Source organism: Colwellia sp. C1TZA3 (genome assembly GCF_007954265.1).
Lineage (GTDB): Bacteria > Pseudomonadota > Gammaproteobacteria > Enterobacterales > Alteromonadaceae > Cognaticolwellia.
The window spans coordinates 20,526-43,710 of the sequence record NZ_VOLS01000020.1 but is presented as its reverse complement, the minus strand read 5'-3'; the positions used below and the strand labels follow the sequence as shown (position 1 = coordinate 43,710).

Genomic DNA, 23,185 nt, shown 5'->3' with positions numbered 1-23,185 from the left:
ATGAGAATAGTTTAAAGTCAATTATCAACTAAAATCCCCAAAAGTATAAGAATACTCGCGCTTTATTGGGCTAAATTGCAAAGGTTTATGCCACACAAAATGTGACTGTCTGTTTTTTATACGCTGATAATCTTGCCCTAACAAGGCAAACAATAAACCGTCAAACAATAAGGATCATCAAAACAATTTTCTGTGTGTAATGGCAATAGCTATCGCATTTTTGTTTAAAGTGACTTGCAAGCTAATTGCTGCGACAGTAGATAAAGCAGGGCGTTTGTTTTTTTGCTCACCATATTTTTACCAGAGGCTGATTTTTTATGACAGCGTTGGCAGCCACTTGAAAAAATTTATCGTTATAAATGCTGGCCAAGCTTTGGAATATCAGCTTAGGTATGCGCTGGATAGTATTTAAGATTAATTTATCACCACTAGGTTGCTCGGGTTATTTAGTGAGGTAACGCTGATTATGTTATTATCTCGATTAACTGCCTCATTGAACATTTTATCAGTACATCGCCATGAAAAATCTTGCTCCTTGTTTTACGTTATTCCCCCAAGCTGTTGACTCTACTACGCTGCCAGCAAAGTTTACTTTCCCATTTTATTATCAACCACACCCTTTAGCGGTTACAGCCGTTGAGCAGTTACAGCAACAGCTTGCCGCACTGCCACAATGGCTGGAGGAAACAGTATTAAATAAGTCAGTTGAGTCAAAAGAAGTCAACGCTGGCAAAATGTTTGGCGTGTTGGTCGTGCAAAACAGCCAACAAGAGTTAGGCTTTTTAAGTGCTTATTCTGGACAAACTGAAGACGACACGGCTGATATTAATTTTGTACCAGCAGTTTCTAATATGCAATTGCAAGACGCAGCCTTTTTGGCAGAAAATCACATTATTAATAATATTAATGCCGAAATTGAGCAGTTAGAGCATAGCCAAGAGCTTAGGGTTACTAATCATCAGCTCAGTGCCGCCACCGTAAGTTATCAGCAACAATTATTAGCACAGCAAAGTTTAATGGTGGCAAGTCGTCAGCAAAGAAAACAACAACGCAGCGAAGCTATTGAACGATTAGCGGATAACGACTTTGAACAGTTAAAAGCAAGGTTAGCCGGGCAAAGCATTCAAGAAAAAAAGCAACTGCAAGCGCTGAAAAAATCTTGGCAAGAGCAACTCGAGTTATTGCAGCAAGCAGTCGATACAATTACCAGTGCAATTGCCAAGTTAAAAAAGCTGAGAAAATCACGTTCTAAAAATTTACAGAAAAAACTTTTTGCTCAGTACCAATTTCTCAATGCTAAGGGTGAGGCTAAAGACTTAAATGCCATTTTTGCTGAGCTACCTGATCATACACCACCGGCAGGTGCGGGCGATTGTGCTGCACCTAAGTTATTACAATATGCTTATCAACATAACTTAAAGCCATTGGCTATGGCTGAGTTTTGGTGGGGCGCGGCGCCAAAATCTGCTATTAGACAACACAAAAATTATTATCCGTCTTGCTACAGTAAATGTCAGCCCATTTTGACCCATATGCTGCAAGGTCTACAGGTTGATGATAATCCGCTGTTGATCAATCCTGCACTGGGTAAAGATCTAGCGATTGTTTATCAAGATAGCGATATGTTGGTGGTTAATAAGCCGGCCGAGTTTTTGTCGGTGCCGGGTAAAAATATTACAGACTCGGTTTACTCACGTATTAAAAGCCAATTTCCACAGGCCTCTGGGCCAATTATTGTCCATCGTTTAGATATGTCGACCTCAGGATTATTAATTATTGCCCTCAATAAAAGGGCGCATCAAGCGCTGCAAAAACAGTTTATTGAACGCACTATAGAAAAACGCTATGTGGCTTTGGTTAATGGTAACCTTGTTAAAGACAGCGGCAGCATTGACTTACCACTGACCTTAGATTTTGATGATAAACCACGACAAATGGTGTGTTATCAACATGGCAAACACGCACTAACTACTTGGCAAGTACTTGAACGCAAAAATAACACCACACGAGTGCATTTGTTCCCTAAAACTGGGCGAACGCATCAACTAAGAGTGCATTGTGCCCATAAAATGGGCTTGAATATGGCGATTGTTGGTGATGACCATTACGGTTTAAAAGCAAATCGCTTACATTTACATGCCGAGTATTTGTCATTCTGTCATCCGATCAACCATAGCCGATTAACGTTTGAAGTTGCTGCAGACTTTTAGTGATCAATTGAGCATAAAATGCAGCGTTTGATTTATCCTTAATAAAAGTACAAGCCAATAAGAGTGAAGTAATACCAATCCCATTAAGTTATTGCTCACTTGTACTAGTTAAAATAGCTCAAGGCTGTGTTGCTCTCAAGTCCAATAGCCAGAATAGCCAGCTATTGCTCAATCGAGCGCCCTACCTTGAATTATTTTACCTGCGCACAACAAGATCACAAACTTAATGGCACTGGTATAATACCAATCCCATTAAGTTATTGCTCACTTGTACTAGTTAAAATAGCTCAAGGCTGTGTTGCTCTCAATCCAAATAGCCAGCTATTGCTCAATCGAGCGCCTTACCTTGAATTATTTTACCTGCGCACAACAAGATCACAAACTTAATGGAACTGGTATAATACCAAGTTGATTAATTACCTGCTCATTTTTAATGGTTAAAATGAATCACTACAGCGTTATAAAATTTATAAGGTGAATAACTACTGACTAAATTTTATGCCTTGTATTTATCCATTTTTCCTCATGAAAAAGGTGATCACTTAATTAATGAAATGGGTATAAGGGGGTAGCTCTATTAGCTTAAGTTGTCTAGGTGTTAACCGATGAACCGATTAATTGAACAACTAATTAACCTAGCTTGGCCAAAGCTAATATCAAATTTTATCATTTTTTTAATGAGTGTTATCAGAGATGCACAGACTGTAGATCCGGTATGTAGGGTCTACAGTCTGGAGAGTAAGCTTAGCGGATGATATAGCCTGTTTCACTATCGGAGGCTTTTCAATACTGCCATTGGCATCATTGAAGATCTTATCACTGTTGTTTCGCTAAAATATGTTATTAGTAGGTGATTTTACAGGCTAAATTTTTTGGCAAGAGCGACGTTCATTACTGGCACTTAATGTCCACTATTTTAATATCCTGTATCTTCAAGGGTAACTGACACTAGAAGCCCTTTACTCACTGGTATTGTCGCTGTTTATCACGATATAGCGACAATAACATAGTGCTTATAGCAACAACTTATCCGTATTGTTTAAGTTTCTTTTGCTGATACATCATTTTATCAGCGAAACCAATCAAATCATCTAATGTTTCACCGTGCTTTTTCGAAACAGCGAAACCATAAGAAATTGAAGTAGGTGTATTTTGGCTTATATTATATTTTTCTACACTCGCCGCCAGTCGTTGAGACAATTTTTTCACATGTCTTTCAGAAGATATATTAGTGAGTACAATAATAAATTCATCTCCGCCCCATCGCGCCAAAATATCTTCTGTTCTCAATTCTTTTAGCAGGCCTTTCGCGGTGTTTTTTATCACCAAGTCGCCATATTGATGACCTTTAATATCGTTGAATAATTTCAATTTATCTATATCGGCAATCATTACAGCATAAAGAAAATTATGATTGATACTTTGATCAGCCAATCGATTGAACGTTTCGTAAAAGCCAAAACGATTAAGTGTCTCGGTGAGATGATCTGATTGAGCCTGCTGCTTATAAAGTGTTATATTTTCAATATCAGGCTTTTTATCCTCAAAAAACAGGATCACGCCATTACTTTTATCATCGCAACACATGCTGGCAAAAGAAGTTTTGCAGGCTTTATGGTCATTAATTTTAGTTCTAATGTCTATTTCTCTGATGTAACTACTGTCATTATTCATCATCACGTCTGCCAATATTATTTGCAGCTCATCAGACATTAACTCATTAATAATATTAAAGGTCAGGTCAAGGCTCTCAAGTTCAACTGCAGTAAGCGTAAACCACTGAGAAAATTTTATATTGACATAAAGTAGCTTACCATCGTTATCAAATATGGCGGCTGGGATAGGCATAACATCCAAAATACTGCTAGACCATGCAATCGGTTTGTTTACTCGATTACTTAAATTAAACAAGTGTGTACTACTGTGGTTAATAAAATCATAACTACTTTATCCTTTTATAAAGGTGTCATCTTTTAGATTATTTATTGATAATCTGCAGGAATAACACCGGTCCATTACTTAAGTGCTCTAGCAAAACGCGAGAGCAATTTAAAATTTAATTGCTCAGTGATTTGGGTTAAGTTAAATTTTTTCTAAACAATACCTATACCTACTGGACAATTTTTACTGAACCAATAGCCTAAAAGCTGTATGGCTATTTTAACGGCTATAAATCCAGTGGTTTGGCAGCTACTTTATTAAATATTTATATTATCCTACGTGTGCTGGCTCGGGCACAAAAGGTGGAATATCTTCTGACTCTGCCCACTTCTCTTTGATGGCTAATATCTCAGGCAAAACTTTGTTAAATGCTTTAATAAGTTCAGGATCAAAATGACTACCCGCTGCTGCATTCATATAAGCAACTGCTTCTGCTAGAGGCCAAGCTTTTTTATAGGGCCGCACAGACATCAACGCATCAAAGACATCAGCAATAGCAACTATACGCCCAGCCAAAGGAATTTCTTTGCCTTGTAAGCCATTAGGATAACCTGAGCCGTCCCATTTTTCATGATGGCTTAAGGCAACGCTACGCGCCATTTTTAGCAATGCAGAGTCATGCTCACCTATGATATCGGCGCCAATACTGGTATGGCTTTTCATGATTGCCCATTCATCAGCATCTAATTTACCCGGTTTCAATAAAACACGATCAGGTATGCCAATTTTACCGATATCATGCATGGCAGCAGCACCCAGTATACTCTCTTGGCTACACTCATCTAAACCCGAGGCCTTTGCAATTAGCTTTGAGTAATGACTCATGCGCAGTACATGAAACCCGGTTTCATTGTCTTTATATTCAGCGGCTCGTCCTAGCCGTTGAATAATATGCATTCTAGTTTCTTTAAGCTCATTAATACCCACCAAAGTTAAATGCGTTTTTACTCTGACACGCACAATGGCTGGGCAGATAGGTTTAGTAATATAATCGACGCCACCTACTTCAAAGCCTTTACATTCGTCCTCATTTTCGGACATTGCGGTAACGAAGATTATCGGGATATGAGCCGTGACTTCAGAGCTTTTTAACTGTTTACAAACCTCAAATCCGTCCATTTCTGGCATCATGATGTCAAGCAAAATTAAATTTGGTTGCTGTTGCATAGCAATTTTAATGGCATTTTTACCATTTTTGGCAAACAACAATTGGTGTTCTTCGCCTAAAACTTGGTTGATAACCTGTAAATTATTAGGTTCATCATCCACCACTAAAATTCTAGCTTTAACACTATCAACTGACTTCATTTACTGGCTCCTTGTTTAATAATATTTCAATATCGGTTAGTGTTATGGTTGCCATATCAAAATCAAAGTCTTCAATCGCACAACCTAATTTGGTGGTTAGCTCATCAGGGGTCTTTAAACTGGGTAATTGATGCAGTAACTTTTTAAACAGAGTGTCATCTAACTGACAGTGCTCGAATAATGCCTGCAAATGTTTAATCTGCTCAAGTACTTCTTGTTTGGTTATAATCGAGTAAATGTTGCTATCACTTGATGGTTGAATTAATTCTTCAATTAACGTTAAACTGCGCTCAAAAGTCTGGGTTAAAATCGCAATATGTGCTTCTGCGGCCTCAATATTATGGCACTTAAAGTGATCATTCATCATTTGCAGTTCACCGTATAACTCAGTTAGTGCTAAATTACCGGCGGTACCTTTTAAGGCATGTAATAAACTCAGCCCTTGTTCAAAATCCCTTGTGTTAATTGCAGTTTTAATTGGCAACATGCTGACTTGGTGTCGTTGCGCAAATTGTTTTAAATTGGCGATATAGACCTGGTCAGAACCCCAAGTATTAATGCCGCGTTGCATGTCAATGTAAGGGATTTCAACCGGGCCAATAAACGTGGGAACATTGTCATTTTCGCTATCACTTAATGGAAAGCTGCTGTTTAATAATTTTGCCATTTCGGTAAATAATTCATTAAAATCTATGGGTTTACTGACAAAGCCGTCCATACCGGCATCAAAACAGGCCTTACGATCTTCGTGCAGCACACTGGCGGTTAATGCGATGATTGGTGTGCTTTTGCCATTTGGCAGTTTACGAATTTCTTTTGAGGCCTGTAAGCCATCCATAATCGGCATTTGAATATCCATCAAGACAATATCAAAGGCCTCGCTAGGAAAAGCTTCCACTGCCTTTAAGCCATTAACTGCCCAAGTAATGTGATGACCTAGTGCTTCAAGTCGAATGCGTAATAACTCAGCATTTTGTTCAACGTCTTCTGCCACTAAGATCTGCAAAGATTTTTGCGTTTTTAGTAACGTGGTATCTATAGAAAAATGCTCATCAATCAACATTTCGTCCGTAGGGGTAATACAAATAGTAAAATAAAAAGTACTACCCACTCCAATGTCGCTCTCCAGCCAAATTTCTCCGCCCATTAATTCGACTAAACTTTTTGAAATGGTAGTGCCCAGCCCGGTACCACCATATTTACGACTAATGGAGGTGTCTGCTTGGTTAAAATTATCAAAAACATTGCCTAACTTATCCTTCGCTATGCCAATGCCGGTATCTCTGATAATAAACTGTAACTTGTCGGCTTCAAGCTGCTCAACAGCAATAGTGATTGAGCCTGAATCCGTAAACTTGACCGAATTACCCATTAGATTCATCAACACTTGTTTTAGGCGTAATGAATCACCCAAAAAGCCTTGTGGCAAACTGGGGGTTATGCGTTGAATAAGCTGTACCCCTTTATGTTTTGCAGCCATTTCAAAGGTTCTAACCACATGATCGACCACGTTTTTTACTGAAAATGGCGCTTGTTCTAATTCAACCTTACCTTCTTCAAGTTTGGCTACATCAAGAATATCATTCAATAAGTTGTGTAAATCTTTGGCTGAATTTCTAACAGTGCGTAAGTGTTTACGATGTTTATCATTCAAATCACCTTCCAATACAATGTCAATAAAACCTATAATGGCATTCATCGGTGTGCGAATTTCATGGCTCATATTCGCTAAGAAATTGCCCTTAGAACGATTGGCTTGCTCCGCTTTGTCGCACATAGCGATCAGTGCGTGCTCAGTTTTTTTACGTTCTGTTATTTCTTCTTCTAAGCTTTGATTCAACGATATTATCGATTCTTGTTTCGATAGCTCGCTCAACATCGCGTTTAAACTATCGGTTAATTGACCAATTTCATCGTCACTTTGTTTTGTTGCTCGAGCAGAAAAGTCTTTATGTTGATAAACACTTGTCGCCCATTTTGATAGGGCTAACAGCGGACGTGTGATCTGCTTCTTCGACCAATAAGACATAAAGAGCGTTAACAGCACAATAGCGGCTAACAAACCAGAAAAAGTGATTATAAATTGCTGCCAAATCAGTTGCCAGGCATCAAATTGTGTCTGTAAACGTAACCAACCTAACTGGTTGCCATTGACCATTACTGGCGCTACTGAGTAATAAAAACCTTCATCAAAACGGATTTTTTCATCAAAAATAGTATCGCTAAATAGTGGCGTTTTAGCACTAGCCGGAAACTGGGCAAATACTTGCTTATCTTTATACAAAATCGCCGACACTATATAAGGGTTATTATTTAAGGCCGATAATATGGTTAGTCCGGCATTGGCATCATTAAAGGTCAGTGCTGCACCACTATTACCGGCCAGTGCTTCTGCTAATACTGTTATCTGTCGTTGGCTACTGTCATGAAAGTGGGAATTGGTCGATAAAGACATAGTAATGGTGGTGATCAGTAGAACCATAAAAGCAAAGCTGAAAATGCTATACTGAATTTTGTTATCAATAGAGATAGTATTCCATAAGGAAAATTTCTGAGAAATTTGTCTAGTCATTTGCACTAGACCCCTAACATTAGTAGCTGTGCTGCTACTTTAAATTGGGTATGCCCGACTAATTGTCGATTGACCCGAAAGTGAATAGAGTCATCTTCCAGGTACAATTCGATATAGCCACCCATAGCAATAAAGTCAGAAAACTCACCTATGGTTAAGATATTTTCGGTATTAATTTTATCTAATACTTGTTGGCTAAATTGGATGTCTGAGCCAACCACATACAACACCTGACATGAAGCGATTTGCATGGGCTGGGTAATTTTATCAAACATACTTATCGCTATTTTACCTTGGGGGGTTTGGGTTCCCTCTAATGCATCCAAAGCGTGACCAAATTTGTTTTCACCGACAATACAGACGTTAACTTCTCCAGATAACGTATTGTTTGAGAACTGTACAAATTGTAAAAAATTATAGATGTAGGAAGCCTTGATTTGATAGACCACCCCCTCTGCGGAGACTGTGCTGGTCATGAATACCAACACTAAAAATAATATTTGGCGCACGTTATATTCCCCACCTAAAATTAATCATAACTTGTTGTTCTATCGGCACCAAGGCATCCCACTCTTGGTGTGAGCCATCGCCGATATTGCGCGCCGCTAATTGAATTGAAAAACGCTGAGTAACTTGCCATTGCAGGGTCGCATCTATAGTCCAGTAACTATCAATATTATTACTGGTGAGCTTATCAACATAGCGTAAATAGCCATTGAACTTCCATTGCTTGTTGATATCCCACATTGAAATAACTTGTGCGGTGTTGCGGGGCATTTGTCCTTGTGTTGTTTTTGCTCCGGCCGGTGACAAACTATCACTTGCCGTAGAAAGATCCATAGTGGCATGAGAAAGGTTAACCCTTACTAGCCAAGAGGGCTGCAGCTGAATACTGTTACTTAACTCAATACCCTGAACCTTGCCTGACACTTTATTACGGTAACCATTAGCTTCAAACGACAGCAAGTTTTCATACTGTGAGCGGTAAGCCGTTGCGTCCAATTGCCAAACATCAAACCACTTTTTACGCCAACCTAATTCATAAACATTGGCGCGCTCTGACGCTAAATGTTCGCCACTAAAGCTACCATAGCGTATATCGCTTTCAACTCGAGTGGGTACTCTAACCGCCTTTGACCATGCTGCCCAAATCATAGCGTCGGGCAATTGGTAAGATAAACGCACACTAGGTAGCCATTCATTAGCAGAATAATCGTTATGTTCGTATTTAATACCAACAATTAGGTGTAAATCATCATCAAGCAAAGCGATATCATCTTGAATGAAGGCATTGATCACTTCATCATGGCGAGATTTTGGTGCAATAAAGTCGAATGGCCTGGTGTCCACTTGATCTTGTAATGAGCGATAACCCACTCCGCCTACCAAAGCATGTTGCTGCCACTGCTGCTCTACTTGATAATCAACATTCCATATCTCTCGCTGGTCATCCAACATGGGTACGCTGAGCTGAGTTTGCTCATAGTAACTGAGCAATTTATGTTGGCCATTATCGTCACCGGTAAATTGCCAGTTAACTAGCAAGTTGCCACCAGATTGTGTTTGACCATCAGGCGCAGCCTGACTAGCCACGTTACCAATGACCCCAGAATACAGATCACCTTGTAAGGTTAAGGCATTGTCGTTGGCAATGTCATAGTCAAATCGAAAGCCCACTTGATTATGCCGGTTATTATCATTACTGAATTGCTCATTGGTACTGTCATGTTGGCGATGTTTAGCATAAATGCGCATATAAGCATTTTGGGCTAATTGCCAACCGTAACGGGCGGTTACTACCTTGTTCTGCTTAAAGTCCACGCCGGCCTCGAGTAAAACACCTTGAGTAGCTTGGGCTTTGCGAGTGATAATATTAATCACACCATTAACGGCATTGGCTCCCCAAATAGCGCCTCCGGGGCCTCTGATCACTTCGATACGATCAACATCGGCTAATACGACATCTTTTTCTGCCCACACCACGCCTGAAAACAAAGGACTGTAGATACTTCTGCCATCGATCATCACTAACAATTTATTGGCGGCAAGACCGTTAAAACCCCGAATACTGATAGCCCATCGACTAGCATCAATATTCGCCACCTCTACCCCTGGCACATAACGCAGTGCATCAGCAATGGTAGTTACGCCCAGACGGTCGATTTCATCGTGGGTTAGCACATACACGGCCGCCGCCGCTTTATTTAGCGCCTGCTTCTTTTTCGATAATGAGGTTATTTTAAGGTTAAATAGTTCACTTAGGCTAGTGCCGGTAATATCGATCGCTGAATTGTTGGCCTTTGCCAGCGCATTGGCACTAAATATTAAAGCAAGTATTTGTGAGACAAGCAATTTTTTCATTATTATTATATGCCTTTGTATTACTTTTTGTTGTCGCAAAGATTTATTATCCAACACTATAGATAATTATAGAAAACGACAGGATGACCTCAAGCACTGTTCAATACTTGAATTAATTGATGTGCCTTAACGGCTATGACTGCTTGAACTAAGATTAGATGAAACTAATGAGTCATTTATGAACTAACTTATAAACGCGATTATAAAAGCTTCCCTTTGACTTGTGACGACTTTATTTAAACAGTTAAGGTCATTTACTTATCAAATTTAGCTTTTTTAAATCTGATATTTATGACGGTGGCACAAATATGGGCTTAACATAGAATTTTTATTATGCTCAACTAGAGTATCTGGCTGAACATCATACCCATTTGATTAATTAGGTGGTCTACTTTATATGCAGGGAAAACCGCCAAATGTAAGGCATTTATTTAATAACTCGTTGTGCTGGTTATTAAATAAATAACGCAGTAGTGGGTTGTTTTAACCAGTAAAAATGATCAGATAATTAGTGAGGTTGTATAATAAAGATATTGTTAATTAAATGCCTAGGTTTACTCTATGGTGGGCAGTATTAATGCTTGCTGCATTTTATCCAAGTGAACTTTGTCAAGAAGGATTTATTCAACACCTAATACCAATTTGTAAATTGTTGGATTAGAGACTGGCCTTTAGCTGAAAGAATTTTGCCCGCACTCTGCAACCTGCAGCTTGAAGTGTAGCGGGTATATATAGATTAATTAGGCTTTGATATTCTCATTTCAGGAGTATCCTATGATGTTATGCCCGAGCCAATACGAGCAACTAATTTTGGACAATTATGGATGATTTTGGAGGTGAAAAATATTATAAAACTATGGTTTTTTAGATTATTTATTGATAATTTGAGGGCGAAACGCCGGTCCATTGTTTAAACGATCTAGAAAAGCTTGATGGCGATTTAAAACCTAATTTATAACTAATTTGGGTTAAGGTAAATTTATTTTCACTTAATAACATTTGCGCATGTTTGATTTTTTGTTTTGTTAATAAGGTACTAAAGTCGGTATTAAAGCGCTTTAATTGGCGTTGCAAGGTTTTAACGCTGACGTTCATCTTATCGGCTATAAAGGTGATGTTTAAATTACTCGAAGCCATATTTTCCACAATTAAACGCTCAATATCAGAAAACCTTTTAAACACTGTGGTTGAAAATTTACTATCTATAAAAGGCTCAAAACCAATTGAATGGGTAGAAAAGATATTCCTTGTAGTTAACGCCTTGTTGTTAATTACAATAATATATTCGTCCTTGTTATGATAACCAACTGGACAATCAAATATATTTTCAAAATCGTTTCTTTTACTTTTTACGCTTAGAATAATATTGCCGATAATAGCCGAATCAGCAGGAAATATTTGCTTTATCAATCTATAGACTAAACAAAGCCCTATTTCTAACGATACTTTGTGTATGTTAAGCGACTCTACCCGCGATGAAATCACTAGCCAAGTGTAATCTGCCTTAATGATCATGACGACTTTAATCAATTTGTTCATTTGATCACTAGCAAAAATAAATTTTTCCAGTAAATCATTCACCGACTTAGCATCTGACATGATAGCGCCGGTATGACGCAAAAAATGTGGTTGAAAAACCTTAGCAATTGAACTTGGTAAGGTATCTAATCCGTTATGTATGGCAATATTCTCGTAAAGCTTTAGCACCACTTCTCTTTGAACATAAGCTAATTCATGTAAAGTAGCTGACTCAATACCTACCGAGGCTAATAGTTCATTCGCGGGTAAATTTTGTTGTTGTAAGGCGACATAGAGCAGTCGGATCCAACTGGCATCGATTGGTTGTTTAACACCATGAGTATATTGTTCAGGGAGGGTGATTTCAGCATTAAATTGCTTAGCAGGTGTCATAAGTATCCAACATAGGTTTATCTTATATAATTCATAATTAGTATTGATAAAACTAATTACTGCCGTAATACTCCTTAGTAACTTATTTAGATCCTACTTCAGTATAATAATGTACATACTGCTAAATTATACATCAAAGTAAATTTTTCTTTAAAATTAATGTTAGCCTGTCAAGTCTTTATCTATACAGTTGAGGCCATTAAGTTACTAAGTTACTAAGTTACCTAGCTATTAAATTTATTTAGATCATGATGTTGAGAAAATTTTAGCTTTTTAATTATGAAGTGACCCTGGTTGCATCTGCTTTTTTATATCATCAAGAAAAATAGCTATTAAAATATAATTTTATTATGGCCACTTTTGTATCAACAAACTTTAATACTTCGTTTTATATCTAAAAAAGTCGTCTTGGTAAGGAGAGTGAATATTGTGGTTATTCTTCGGCATTTATCCTGTTACCGCTTAGCGGCTAATTTTATTTAACAGTTTCAACTAATACCAGTTCCATTAAGTTTGTGATCTTGTTGTGCGCAGGAAAAATAACTCAAGGTAAGGCGCTCGATTGAGCAATAGCTGGCTATTGGGAGTGAGAGCAACACAGCATTGAGCTATTTTAACTAGTACAAGTGAGCAATAACTTAATGGGATTGGTATAACAGCTCCATTCACTAGTTTGACTCAATAATTTACGTACAGTCTTTAATATTCAATAGTTTATGTGCTATTGCTATTGGCGTGATTTTTTTACGAAATATCAATTTTTTTTAGCAGTATTGCGGCGTCGTCAAATTCATAAACGGCCACTCTTGCCATAATGTGCTTTAGTGCTTGATAATAGGTTTGCTGTTGGGTCATTGACAGTAAACTATACAGGGTATCAATAGCGGCAACATCACAATGTTCTACATCAATGATTAATTGAGCTATAAGTGCCTTACAGGTTGAAATATCAAAATTTATATCAATGGGCTCTTGAGGCTCAAGTGTTGCTAGTGCAAGTTGAATACGACTGAGTTCATCTTGGCACTGTGCTAAAAGCAGTGGTTTTATATCACGTTGAACAGCGTTGCTTTCTAACTGTTGGCAAAGCTTGCAAAGCGGTGTAGCACCAATATTGCCTGCAACACCTTTTAGGGTATGTGCTAGTAGTTCTATGTGAGTAAAGTCATGGTGGTTAAATGCCAGGGTTATTGGTGTCATAGCATTGACATAGTTAGCTTTAAATTTAAGCAGTAAGCGCAAATATAGTGTGTGATTATTTTGCGCTATTGCTAAACCTGCTTTTATATCGATGCCGTCGAGTTCAGGAATAGTCATCGGTTTATTTTTATTAGCTAATGGCTGGGCTCTATTGTTTGTTGTTTTCGCTATTTTATCTACAGTATGGGTATTACTTGGACGGTTAGCTTTAACCCACTTTGACAGTTTGACAAATAATTCATTGGTATTGATAGGCTTGCCAATATGTTCATTCATGCCTGAGTCTAGCGCTTTTTGACGATCGCCCACCAGCACATTGGCGGTCATAGCGATGATAGGTAAGTCGATAAAGCGAGGGTCTTGACGCAACTCACGTGTGGTGGTGTAGCCGTCCTTAACTGGCATTTGGCCATCCATTAATACCGCGTCAAAGTGCTCATGGTTAAGGCGCTCTATAGCGGCTTGGCCGTTATTGGAGACCACCACTGCAATGCCATGTTGATTTAATAACTCAGTCGCTAGTTCTTGATTTATTTCATTATCTTCAACAAGTAATATTTTTGCACCTTGTAGTGTATCTATTGCCAAGGGGACTTCACGTGGCGAAAAGTTATATTGCACACTACGCAGATTTTCCTGACCCAAAGCTAGTAATAGACTGTCGAGTAAATTAGAGGAGGTTATTGGTTTACAAAGGGTGGAATATTTTTCATCGCCTTTAAGTGCTAGCTCTGACATTTTTTGCTTGTTAGGGAGAATATGTAATATGGGCAAACCAATGTGAGCAGCTAGAATTAAGCCCAAATCGTTACAGTGTTGATTATCACTGCAATTGATAAGGTCAAATATTAAGGCATCAAAAACCTTGGTTTTGTCTTTTAGCTCCGGCAGCGCTTCGGCGACAGAGCTATAACTCTCGACGATAAAACCTAATGACCTTAACATCCGCTGTAAAATAGCTTTATAGATTTTATTGTCGGTGATTAAGGCGATTTTTAAATCTTCAACTGAGGCTAAATTCAGTTTTTTAGCGCTGATATCTTTCAGTGATTGGCTTTGGTAGCTAAGGGTGAAATGAAATTGACTACCCTGGTTTGTTTCGCTTTCTAGCCATATTTCACCACCCAATAATTCAACAAGGCGTTTGCAAATTGCTAATCCTAAACCGGTTCCGCCATATTTTCGTGTTGTTGAGGCATCGGCCTGACTAAAAGATTGAAATAATTTTTCTTGTTGTTGCGCACTCATTCCGATGCCAGTGTCACAAATAGAGAACTTTAAGGTAACGTTATCATCATGCTTACTTAGGCACGAAACATGAACTTTTATTTCTCCTTGCTCGGTAAACTTAGCGGCATTACTGCCGAGGTTAGTTAATATTTGGCTAAGGCGCAGTGGGTCACCAATAAGGTCGATGGGGACGTTATTTTCGACATCAAAAATCAACTCAGTTTGTGTCTCGTTAAGTTTATCCACTAACATCATGCTGAGGTTATCAAGAATGTCATCTAAGCAAAACGGGATGGATTCAATGTCGAGTTTATTGGCTTCAATTTTTGAAAAATCTAAAATATCATTAACGATACCTAATAATGACTCGGCCGCGAGATTGACCTTGGCGATATGATTTTTTTGTTCAGGTGTTAAATTGGTTTTCAATGCTAATGCTGACATACCAATAATAGCGTTCATTGGCGTGCGAATTTCATGCGACATATTGGCTAAAAAATTAGATTTAGCTTTAACGGCTTCTTCTGCTAATGCTTTTGCATGGGCCAATGTTTGCTCGGCCATTTTTTGTTCACTGATATCAACAAAGGTACCTAGTAAGCCGCCAGCGCAGCCATCAACTTTAGCAAAGCTTTTTGCCCAATACATGGTGGTGTGTTCTAAGCCATCAGCGTAAATCAGCGGTATTTCTTTTCGCACCATGCCCATTGAAGCAATAATTTCTCTATCTTCTGCTTGATAGGCTTTTCGGTCTGCTACTGGTAAATAGGCGAGGTCTAGCACCGTTTTACCAATAATATCTGCTCTTTCAACATTAAAGGTTTGTTCATAAGCTTTGTTAACGTTAATAAATTTTAAGTTGGGGTCTTTAACAAAAATCGGATATGGAATAGTATCAGCCAGTGCTTGTTGGAAAAGAATGTGCTCAGCTAATTCGGCGTCACGTTGCTTGCGTTTGGTGATGTCTCGAATAATGGCAACAATAAAGCGATCATTATGAATATCAACAGCGCTGACCGTTACTTCGGCAAAGAATTCGTTGCCGTTTTTGCGTCTACCGTTAAGCTCGAGTAGCTTTTTTTCTAAGGTAGGCTCATGCAGTAAATGGTGAAAAATATGTAAGCTGGTTTCTTCAGGTAATAGTCGCTCAATTTTTTCGCCAATAAGCTCAGTTTTTTCGTAGCCAAACATGGTTAATACTTGCGAGTTTACAATGCTGTGCTCTCGATGTTTATCTAACATCAATATAGCGTCAGGTGCTGACTCCATTAAGGCGGCAAATTGTGCTTTGGCGGCATTTTTTTGCGTAACATCTATTAAAGTTAACCGCACTTCGGTTAACTTATTATCTTCATTATAAACGGGAAGGGCAGACATCATGGTGTCGATAGTTTTTGTGTCATTTATTTTGACTGGAACTTCACACTCTAAAAGCCGAGATTTGGTCTGAAATATTTGGTGTACGTAGTGTACTGGCGCCACAAAGCTTTGCCAATTTAAGGAGGAAAACGTGCCTCGTGGGCGTTTAAACATTTGTGCGAATACAAGGTTGTGTTTAATAAATTTGCCTTGAGCATTTAAGGTCGCATAAGCAACGGGTGCATGCTCATATAACTGCCACATTGCGCGTTCACGTTGATGTAATTCAGCGGTACGTTGCGCAACGAGTTGCTCTAATTCTGCTTTTGAGTGGCGCATATATGTTGTTGAACGTTGGCCAACTGTGAGTGTAAATACGTTAGAGGTTAAGGTTAATAGTAAAGTAATAAAAGCAATTAACATCAATTCATTACGTAGTGAATTTACGCCACCCATCGCTTCATTTGTATTAATCTCTGTTGCAATACCAAAGCCGTACTGATGGTTCCATAACCAAGCACCGTAAACGGTGACACCGCGATAGTCGTTATAACCCAAGACATTGCTGGAAATTTTATGGTCGGTGATTAAACTAATGTTGTCTGAACGGGCATTATTGACCAGTTGGTTTGCCATAAAAGTAAAGGGCAATTGTTGGCTGTTAATCACCGCATCAGGGTTTTGCATGACATTAACCTGTGGGTCTTTAAGTGTGATCAGTTGCTTGTTTTTGCTGTGCTCTTGAAAATAGTTTAGTGATGATAATTCATCGTCAAAGCGACTTTTGGAAAGTAGTTGGCCTAGTCGACTGACTAAGTAGCTTTCGCCTGAGGCGCCAATGCGACCTTGTTGTATAATAGTAGAGATTTGGCCACTAACTTGAATGCGGATAGACAATGCGGCAATAACCTGATTATTTTCATCGAGGATTGGCGTGATCATATACATACTGTATTGATCTATCGTGCCGAGCGAATGACTAACGGGTTGCTTAACATCAGGTGCTATCGAGGGAACAAAACGACTTTTTCCGGTAAAAACTGCGGCGATAATATCAGGGTGTTGTTGGGCTATTACGCTAACTTTACCTAAGTTGTCATTATGAGCAGTGGCAATATTGATGAAGTCTTGATTAATAATGGCAAAGCTCTGGCTTTCAATATTATGTTGTTGAAATTTTTGACGCAAATATTGACGAATATTCGCCATTGATCTCGCGGTGATGAGCGTGTCGTGTATCGGGGATTGCACCAGTAAATTTTTAGTGAGGTTAATTAGGCTGTGATCTTTAGCGATTTGTTCTAATAAATTTTCTTGCTCACTTAGCCAGTCATTAAGTCGGTTTTTTGTTGCTTCAACGACAAATTCAAGATCTTTTTTGATATTGGCTTGGCTAATTTTTTCATTGTCTTGCAAGGATAAATAAATAACACTAAAAATAATTACAACATTTAATATCGACACCGCATGGACGATAAAAGGGAATTTTTTTGATGCCATAAAGGAAGCTAGGTGCTGTTGACTAATTAATCTTGGTAGTAGCAGTGTTGAGAAAATTAATAACAGTGATATCAGTACCATAACAATAATTAATGACGTGCTGCTATCAAGGGTAAGTTGTTTAGGTGCAAAGCTACTTATAGCGTCTTCTAGTAATAGATTATTGGGAATGAAAGGCTTATCTATCATACCCAATTGATAATAAATCTCACTTATTTTTTCCATGCGGGTGCGAGCGATTGAGCCTAAAGGAATAAATTTAGCTAAAATTATTTTACTAATTTCGTCAGCTTCAAAAGCTAAGTGGCGATAAGACTTGCCTTGGCTATTATATTTTTCTGCAATTAATTTAATGATTTCTGCTTTATGGTTGAGCGCATATTGCCAACCTTTAATAGTTGCTTGACGCATTGCTTGTACACGTTGAGGGTTGTTTTTTACCTCTGACTCACTGGTAAAAAGATTGTCGCCATAAAAATCAATACCATAGTCTCTTGGGCTAATTGTCCATATACCAATATTTGCTTGGTCAAACTCAAACGGTTCATTAGTATCATAAATTAAAATAGCATCAGTTTTACCGGTAGTTAACGCTGAAAACCGGTCACTTTGTTCTTGCCAAGTAAAGGCTGACATATCTTGTTCTGCTTGCATAAGCATCGCAGTAATAGGGGCAAAATTTTTCAACCTTGCATCTATCATAATGCGCTTACCAATTAGATCAAATGGACGGGCAATGCCTGAAGAGCGTAATGTGGCGAGAGTAGCGGGAGAATGTTGAAATATTTGTGCGACGATAACAACGGGTTTGCCATTATTTTTGGCAACAATTAAACTCGAATCATTTATGCCATAATCAGCTCTGCCGTCGACAACATAATCTTCAATAGCGCTTGAACCTTTGAATTCTTTTAACTCTCTTAACTCTACCTCTAAGCCCAATGCTCGATAAAAGCCTTGTTCTTTTGCTGCGTAATAGCCGGCATATTGAAATTGATGCAGCCAGTTAAGTTGAATAGACACTTTATCAAGTTCTTGCCCCAAACCTTGGCCACTAAAAATGAAAGATAAGGTACACAATATTGTGATTAAGCTGTGTTTAATGGTGCAAAAATTTAACATATTATGCGCGTTCAGCCCATTGCTTGATGATTTTGGCGAGTTGTTCAACGCCGTCAGTTAATGCGGCGGGTCCTGGTTGTAAAATATCAGTAGAGTTTATTTCATAGATGTCACCATTTTTTATCGCTGGTATTGTTTGCCAGCCCTCGCGAGACGTAACCTTGTCTTGATCAAATTTACGGCCACACCATGAGGCAATGTAAATATCAGGCTGCTTGGCAATAACGTCACTGGGCTCTGCTACAATACGATTTTTTGCCAATGATTGTGTTGAAAACTCTTGATAGCAGTCTATGCCACCGGCAATTTCTATTAGCTCACTTACCCAGCCAATACCCGTAATAATAGGATCGAACCATTCTTCAAAATAAACTTTTGGCTGAGCAGGTAACTTAGCTGCTTGTTGTTTAATTTTGCTTAAATTACTTTGTAAATCGTTGACTAGTTTGTCACCTTTTTCTGGCTGGCCGATTAAGCCCGATAAGGTACGTATCATCTGCAAAATTTCGCTAACACTGCGATGATTAAAGCAATGTACTTGTATGCCTTGCTTGATTAAGTCAGCAACAATATCGGCTTGCATGTCAGAAAATGCTAAGACTAAGTCGGGTTTTAATGCCAATATTTTATCGGTTCTTGCTGTGATAAAAGCACTGACTTTTGTTTTTTCTTTTCGAGCCCGTTCAGGGCGCATGGTATAAGCGGAAATGCCAACAATGCGGTGGTCTTCTCCCATCAAATAAAGTGCTTCGGTGGTTTCTTCTGTTAAACAGATTATGCGCTCTGGCCATTTAGGTTCAGGTACTGGGGTCATGTAATTTCCTTGTTGACTGCTTGTGGTCTTGTGATCAGTTTTGTCATCGGTATTTGCTTTGCTATGAAAAGGCATTGTCAGCAGCATTGTCAGCAGCGTTATCAGTAGCACTATTACAAGCAATACCATGAACAATGTTTCGCCATCAGCTAGTGGTCATGATGTTTAGTGTTTTTTACTTTATCAAAAACAGAGACACAATGATTAATTTTTTAATTAATTTACTGGCTATTATCGGCATACTCGATATTAACGCATCATAATTAAGTGTTTAATGCGCTAAGCTTGTTTGCTATATTTTGCCGCCTATGGGGTTAAAATTGGCTTTAATACTAATTTGATTAATTAAGTGGTTTAATGGATGCCTTAACCATAAATAGTGAGCTGTTTAGTTTAACGGGCATAAACGAAAAATAAAGCTAATAAGTTAACTGTTATGCTGAAAAACCAGCTTATATCACGCTGACATAAAGCTGAAAAAGTGAAGGTATTTATATTCTTAACAGCTAAGTGAAGAAAAAATAAACCTTGCTATTTAGCTCTAGCTGTCGATAATCGCGCCATTAATTAAATAATGTTATCTTCAAGTTTATTTTTTTTATGTGTTAAAAGTGTAATAAAATAAAGCTGGGAATGTGGTGAAAGTCCATAACTGTACCCGCAACTGTAAACAGAGCGATATACTAACCACTAAGTCTTTTTGTTAACAAGTGATTTGGGAAGGAATATAAATGCTGTAAGTCAGGATACCAGGTGAATTATAGTCATTAGTTACCACGTCGAGCGGGTTACTCGGGCATTGAATATTTTATCTATTTTCATTTATACCACCTCAGTGGTGAAGATGAATTTGCTCTTTATAGCGTTAAACCTTATCGACGTTAATCAGATATATCGGCCAACTGATGTTTGGCTTGGTATTATTTAGGTGTTGAAATGTTTGATATTAAAACGATTAGTAACGAACACTCAAAAAAACTCTAGCGACTATCGCGAGTAAAGCTAAGTCATTAGGTGCCTTGGCTAAACTCGAATACTTAACCGAGTAAATGGCTAACATTGAGCTAATAGCGAAGGTTTTTTATACGCCTAATTATGCCCCTCAGAAGTTACCGCTTAACTCTCCTGACTTAACTACTTTTGCTAGCCAGCACTTTACGGATGACTACTTTAATGGCGACCACTTTACTGGCAAACACTTTATTGGTGACCACTTTACTAGTGAGCAAAGTGTTGCTAACGAAAGTGTTGCTATTGCGCACAATAAAGCAAGCAAAGAGTGGCTAATATTACTAACAGTAGCGCAGAAACTAATGTTTTTAGTGAGTAAGCAAATAAGTAACCAAGTACGTCACGCTTGGGTGTCGATGGGCGAGTTTTCTCGTCAACTTTTTGGCCAAGCTCGCTGGCTACACCAAAGCATTGCTAGCATTGTTAATAACGTTGAGTTTGTCATAACATTATTAATCAAGGTATTGATACGCCAAGTCATAAATGATTGACTTAGTGACAAAAAAATAAATAGCGACAGTAACTGAATACTTTGGTGACTGTTTTACATAGTAAGTTCGAGGGAAGAAAATGAGATTTTTTCACTGCCCCCGCAATGGTGATCATAGTTTTAAGCGTTTTATTTATATAAAGATATATTTATAGAAAGCTTAGCCATGTTAGTCCGAGCACTTTAACTTGCTTAATTACACCGCGCTTAAGCGTGGTAATACAAATGGTGCGGAGGGCATCGTTAATGAGGTCATATGAACATTAAGCAAAACAATTTTTTTAAAAAATCATTATTATCACTTGCCGTGATCAGTGCTATGTCGACAGCTTTTATTGCTTCAGCAAGCACTGAAAGTAAAGTAGCTGATATCGAAGTCTTAACCGTAACAGCAACGCGTTCACATTTGAACATTGATAATGCGCTGACTAGCCAAGTTGTTATTACACGTGCAGATATCGAGCTAGCTAACCCAATTTCTTTATTAGATTTATTATCTACAGTACCCAGTATTGATATTGCAACCAATGGTGGTAGAGGGCAAAACGCGTCGATTTTTATGCGCGGCACTAACTCAGACCATACCTTAGTGCTAATTGATGGTGTGCGTGTTAGCTCTGCTACCTCCGGTGGCACAAGTTTAAATACTATTTCGCCAGAGATGATTGAGCGCATTGAAATCGTGCAAGGCCCACGTGCAGCATTGTGGGGCTCAGACGCTATTGGTGGTGTGATTCAAATATTTACTCGTCAGTTATCGGCAGGAGAGTTGTTTGCGGGTGCTAGTTTTGGTACTGACAACTATCAAAAATATAAAGCGGGTGCAGGCATTAGCCACGGCGATGGCCAAACTACTATCAGCATCAGTAAAGAAGAAAGTGATGGTTATGATGTGCAAGAAGGTATGGAAACTGATGATGACGGTTATGACTTTACCTCGGTCGCGATTAGAGGTCAGCAAAAAATAACGGAAGACTTTTCAGTCGAGTGGTTGTTATCAAGTGATAGCGGCGACAATGAATATGACGGTTATTATAATGGCTCTGACTTTAAAAATCATGCGTGGTTAGTTCGTGCCAATTATGCCACGAGTATTAAGGGTGTAAATAACCAGACTGTTTTTTCTGTTGGGCAAAGTCGTGACAGTATCGACAGTTTAAGTGATGGTCTTTCACAAGGGGTTTTCGAAACCCGTCGCAATCAATATTCTATTGTTAATAACAGCCAACTTTCTGATGATCTGCAAGTTAATATTGGTGTTGATTATTATCAAGACGATGTCTCTAAAAGTAGCATCATTTTTGACAAAGAAGAAAGAGACACCACAGGTGTTTTCGCTCATACCTTATATACTGAAAATGCCTGGACATTTGAAGCGACATTAAGACACGACAGTGTTGAAGATGTTAACTCAGAAAATACTTATAACTTCGGTGTTGGTCATAAAGTTGATGAAGATACTCGCGTGGTACTTAATTATGGTACTGGTTTTAAAGTACCGACTTATAATGATTTATTTTACCCAGGTTTTGGTACGCCAACACTTGATTCAGAGCTTTCTGAAACAGTAGAGTTGTTTTTTGAAACAAAAATTGCTCAGGTTAATACCAGTGTTAGTTTATACCGTTCAAAAATTGATGACCTAATTGGTCAAAAAGATGGTGTGGCAGCAAATTTTGCAAAAGTTGAAATTAATGGTGTTGAACTCTCAGGCAACTATGCTGGCTTTGGCGGTGTGCATGACTTTAATCTCTCTTATACCGATGCTGAAGATCAGTCGACCACAGACAGTACTGGGCGCTTAAGCTATGAGCAGCTAATTCGTCGCGCGAAAGAAAAATTTAACTATAAGTTTGTGACAACGCTGAGCGCAGTAGATGTTTACGCAGAATATCAATTTGTTGGCGCAAGAGAAGATGCCGTATTTGGCATTGGTAAGGTTGACTTAGGGAGTTATCAATTAATTAACCTAGGGCTGAACTACGATGTATCTGACAATTTTAGTGTCTCTTCTCGTATCACTAATTTATTAGATAAAGCGTATCAAACGGCGAGTAGCTACAACAGCCAAGAACGTGCACTTTATCTTGGTATTACTTACCATAACTAGGTTGTATTGACCTTTCGGGGTTAATGTCGCTTAAAGCTTTTGTGAA

12 protein-coding genes and 2 riboswitches are annotated in these 23,185 nt (G+C 38.5%); of the genes, 4 read left to right on the top strand and 8 right to left on the bottom strand.

The features are described from left to right. Positions 1 to 199: 199 nt before the first annotated feature. Positions 200 to 412, top strand: a complete 213-nt coding sequence (locus tag ESZ39_RS17755; RefSeq protein ID WP_191321730.1) for a hypothetical protein — start codon at positions 200 to 202, stop codon at positions 410 to 412. 106 nt (positions 413 to 518) lie between these two features. Beyond that, positions 519 to 2,210, top strand: a complete 1,692-nt coding sequence (locus ESZ39_RS08010) for an RluA family pseudouridine synthase (RefSeq protein WP_146879392.1) — start codon at positions 519 to 521, stop codon at positions 2,208 to 2,210. A 1,026-nt stretch (positions 2,211 to 3,236) separates the two neighbouring features. Here the strand turns inward: ESZ39_RS08010 and ESZ39_RS08005 are convergent. The 8 genes from ESZ39_RS08005 to ESZ39_RS07970 all read right to left on the bottom strand — a co-directional run bounded on the left by ESZ39_RS08005 (position 3,237) and on the right by ESZ39_RS07970 (position 19,528). Continuing rightward, positions 3,237 to 4,121 (bottom strand): GGDEF domain-containing protein, encoded by an 885-nt coding sequence (locus ESZ39_RS08005; RefSeq protein WP_191321729.1) that lies wholly within the window; start codon positions 4,119 to 4,121, stop codon positions 3,237 to 3,239. 300 nt (positions 4,122 to 4,421) lie between these two features. Beyond that, a complete protein-coding gene (locus ESZ39_RS08000) occupies positions 4,422 to 5,459 on the bottom strand; it encodes a two-component system response regulator (protein ID WP_146879390.1) in 1,038 nt (345 codons plus the stop codon). After that, complete coding sequence (locus ESZ39_RS07995; RefSeq protein WP_146879389.1) at positions 5,446 to 8,031, bottom strand: ATP-binding protein; 2,586 nt, start codon at positions 8,029 to 8,031, stop codon at positions 5,446 to 5,448. Before ESZ39_RS07995 ends, ESZ39_RS08000 begins: the two co-directional genes overlap by 14 nt. A gap of 5 nt (positions 8,032 to 8,036) precedes the next feature. After that, on the bottom strand, positions 8,037 to 8,540 hold the full coding sequence (locus ESZ39_RS07990) for a YfiR family protein (protein ID WP_146879388.1): 504 nt from the start codon (positions 8,538 to 8,540) through the stop codon (positions 8,037 to 8,039). A gap of 1 nt (position 8,541) precedes the next feature. After that, a complete protein-coding gene (locus ESZ39_RS07985) occupies positions 8,542 to 10,392 on the bottom strand; it encodes a TonB-dependent receptor plug domain-containing protein (RefSeq protein ID WP_146879387.1) in 1,851 nt (616 codons plus the stop codon). 873 nt (positions 10,393 to 11,265) lie between these two features. Then, entirely contained in the window at positions 11,266 to 12,303 is a 1,038-nt protein-coding gene (locus tag ESZ39_RS07980) for a helix-turn-helix transcriptional regulator (RefSeq protein ID WP_146879386.1), read from the bottom strand. 744 nt (positions 12,304 to 13,047) lie between these two features. After that, positions 13,048 to 18,714, bottom strand: coding sequence for an ABC transporter substrate-binding protein (locus ESZ39_RS07975; protein WP_146879385.1), 5,667 nt, complete (start codon positions 18,712 to 18,714; stop codon positions 13,048 to 13,050). Between the two features lies 1 nt (position 18,715). After that, positions 18,716 to 19,528, bottom strand: a complete 813-nt coding sequence (locus ESZ39_RS07970) for a cobalamin-binding protein (RefSeq protein WP_146879384.1) — start codon at positions 19,526 to 19,528, stop codon at positions 18,716 to 18,718. A gap of 573 nt (positions 19,529 to 20,101) precedes the next feature. Next, a riboswitch (cobalamin riboswitch) is annotated at positions 20,102 to 20,301 on the top strand. 276 nt (positions 20,302 to 20,577) lie between these two features. Here ESZ39_RS07970 and ESZ39_RS07965 point away from each other — a divergent pair. Then, positions 20,578 to 21,030: a hypothetical protein gene (locus ESZ39_RS07965; protein WP_146879383.1), complete on the top strand. Its 453-nt coding sequence runs from the start codon at positions 20,578 to 20,580 to the stop codon at positions 21,028 to 21,030. 25 nt (positions 21,031 to 21,055) lie between these two features. Then, positions 21,056 to 21,230: riboswitch (cobalamin riboswitch) on the top strand. A gap of 55 nt (positions 21,231 to 21,285) precedes the next feature. Then, positions 21,286 to 23,139 (top strand): TonB-dependent receptor domain-containing protein, encoded by a 1,854-nt coding sequence (locus tag ESZ39_RS07960; protein ID WP_146879382.1) that lies wholly within the window; start codon positions 21,286 to 21,288, stop codon positions 23,137 to 23,139. Positions 23,140 to 23,185: the final 46 nt, after the last annotated feature.

What these genes read in the sequence shown, in the direction of transcription:
- ESZ39_RS07975 (WP_146879385.1), bottom strand. Translation starts at nt 18,714, where the DNA reads ATGTTAAATTTTTGCACCATTAAACACAGCTTAATCACAATATTGTGT.
- ESZ39_RS07985 (WP_146879387.1), bottom strand. Translation starts at nt 10,392, where the DNA reads ATGAAAAAATTGCTTGTCTCACAAATACTTGCTTTAATATTTAGTGCC.
- ESZ39_RS07995 (WP_146879389.1), bottom strand. Translation starts at nt 8,031, where the DNA reads ATGACTAGACAAATTTCTCAGAAATTTTCCTTATGGAATACTATCTCT.
- ESZ39_RS08000 (WP_146879390.1), bottom strand. Translation starts at nt 5,459, where the DNA reads ATGAAGTCAGTTGATAGTGTTAAAGCTAGAATTTTAGTGGTGGATGAT.
- ESZ39_RS07970 (WP_146879384.1), bottom strand. Translation starts at nt 19,528, where the DNA reads ATGACCCCAGTACCTGAACCTAAATGGCCAGAGCGCATAATCTGTTTA.
- ESZ39_RS07980 (WP_146879386.1), bottom strand. Translation starts at nt 12,303, where the DNA reads ATGACACCTGCTAAGCAATTTAATGCTGAAATCACCCTCCCTGAACAA.
- ESZ39_RS08010 (WP_146879392.1), top strand. Translation starts at nt 519, where the DNA reads ATGAAAAATCTTGCTCCTTGTTTTACGTTATTCCCCCAAGCTGTTGAC.
- ESZ39_RS17755 (WP_191321730.1), top strand. Translation starts at nt 200, where the DNA reads ATGGCAATAGCTATCGCATTTTTGTTTAAAGTGACTTGCAAGCTAATT.
- ESZ39_RS07960 (WP_146879382.1), top strand. Translation starts at nt 21,286, where the DNA reads ATGAACATTAAGCAAAACAATTTTTTTAAAAAATCATTATTATCACTT.
- ESZ39_RS07965 (WP_146879383.1), top strand. Translation starts at nt 20,578, where the DNA reads ATGGCTAACATTGAGCTAATAGCGAAGGTTTTTTATACGCCTAATTAT.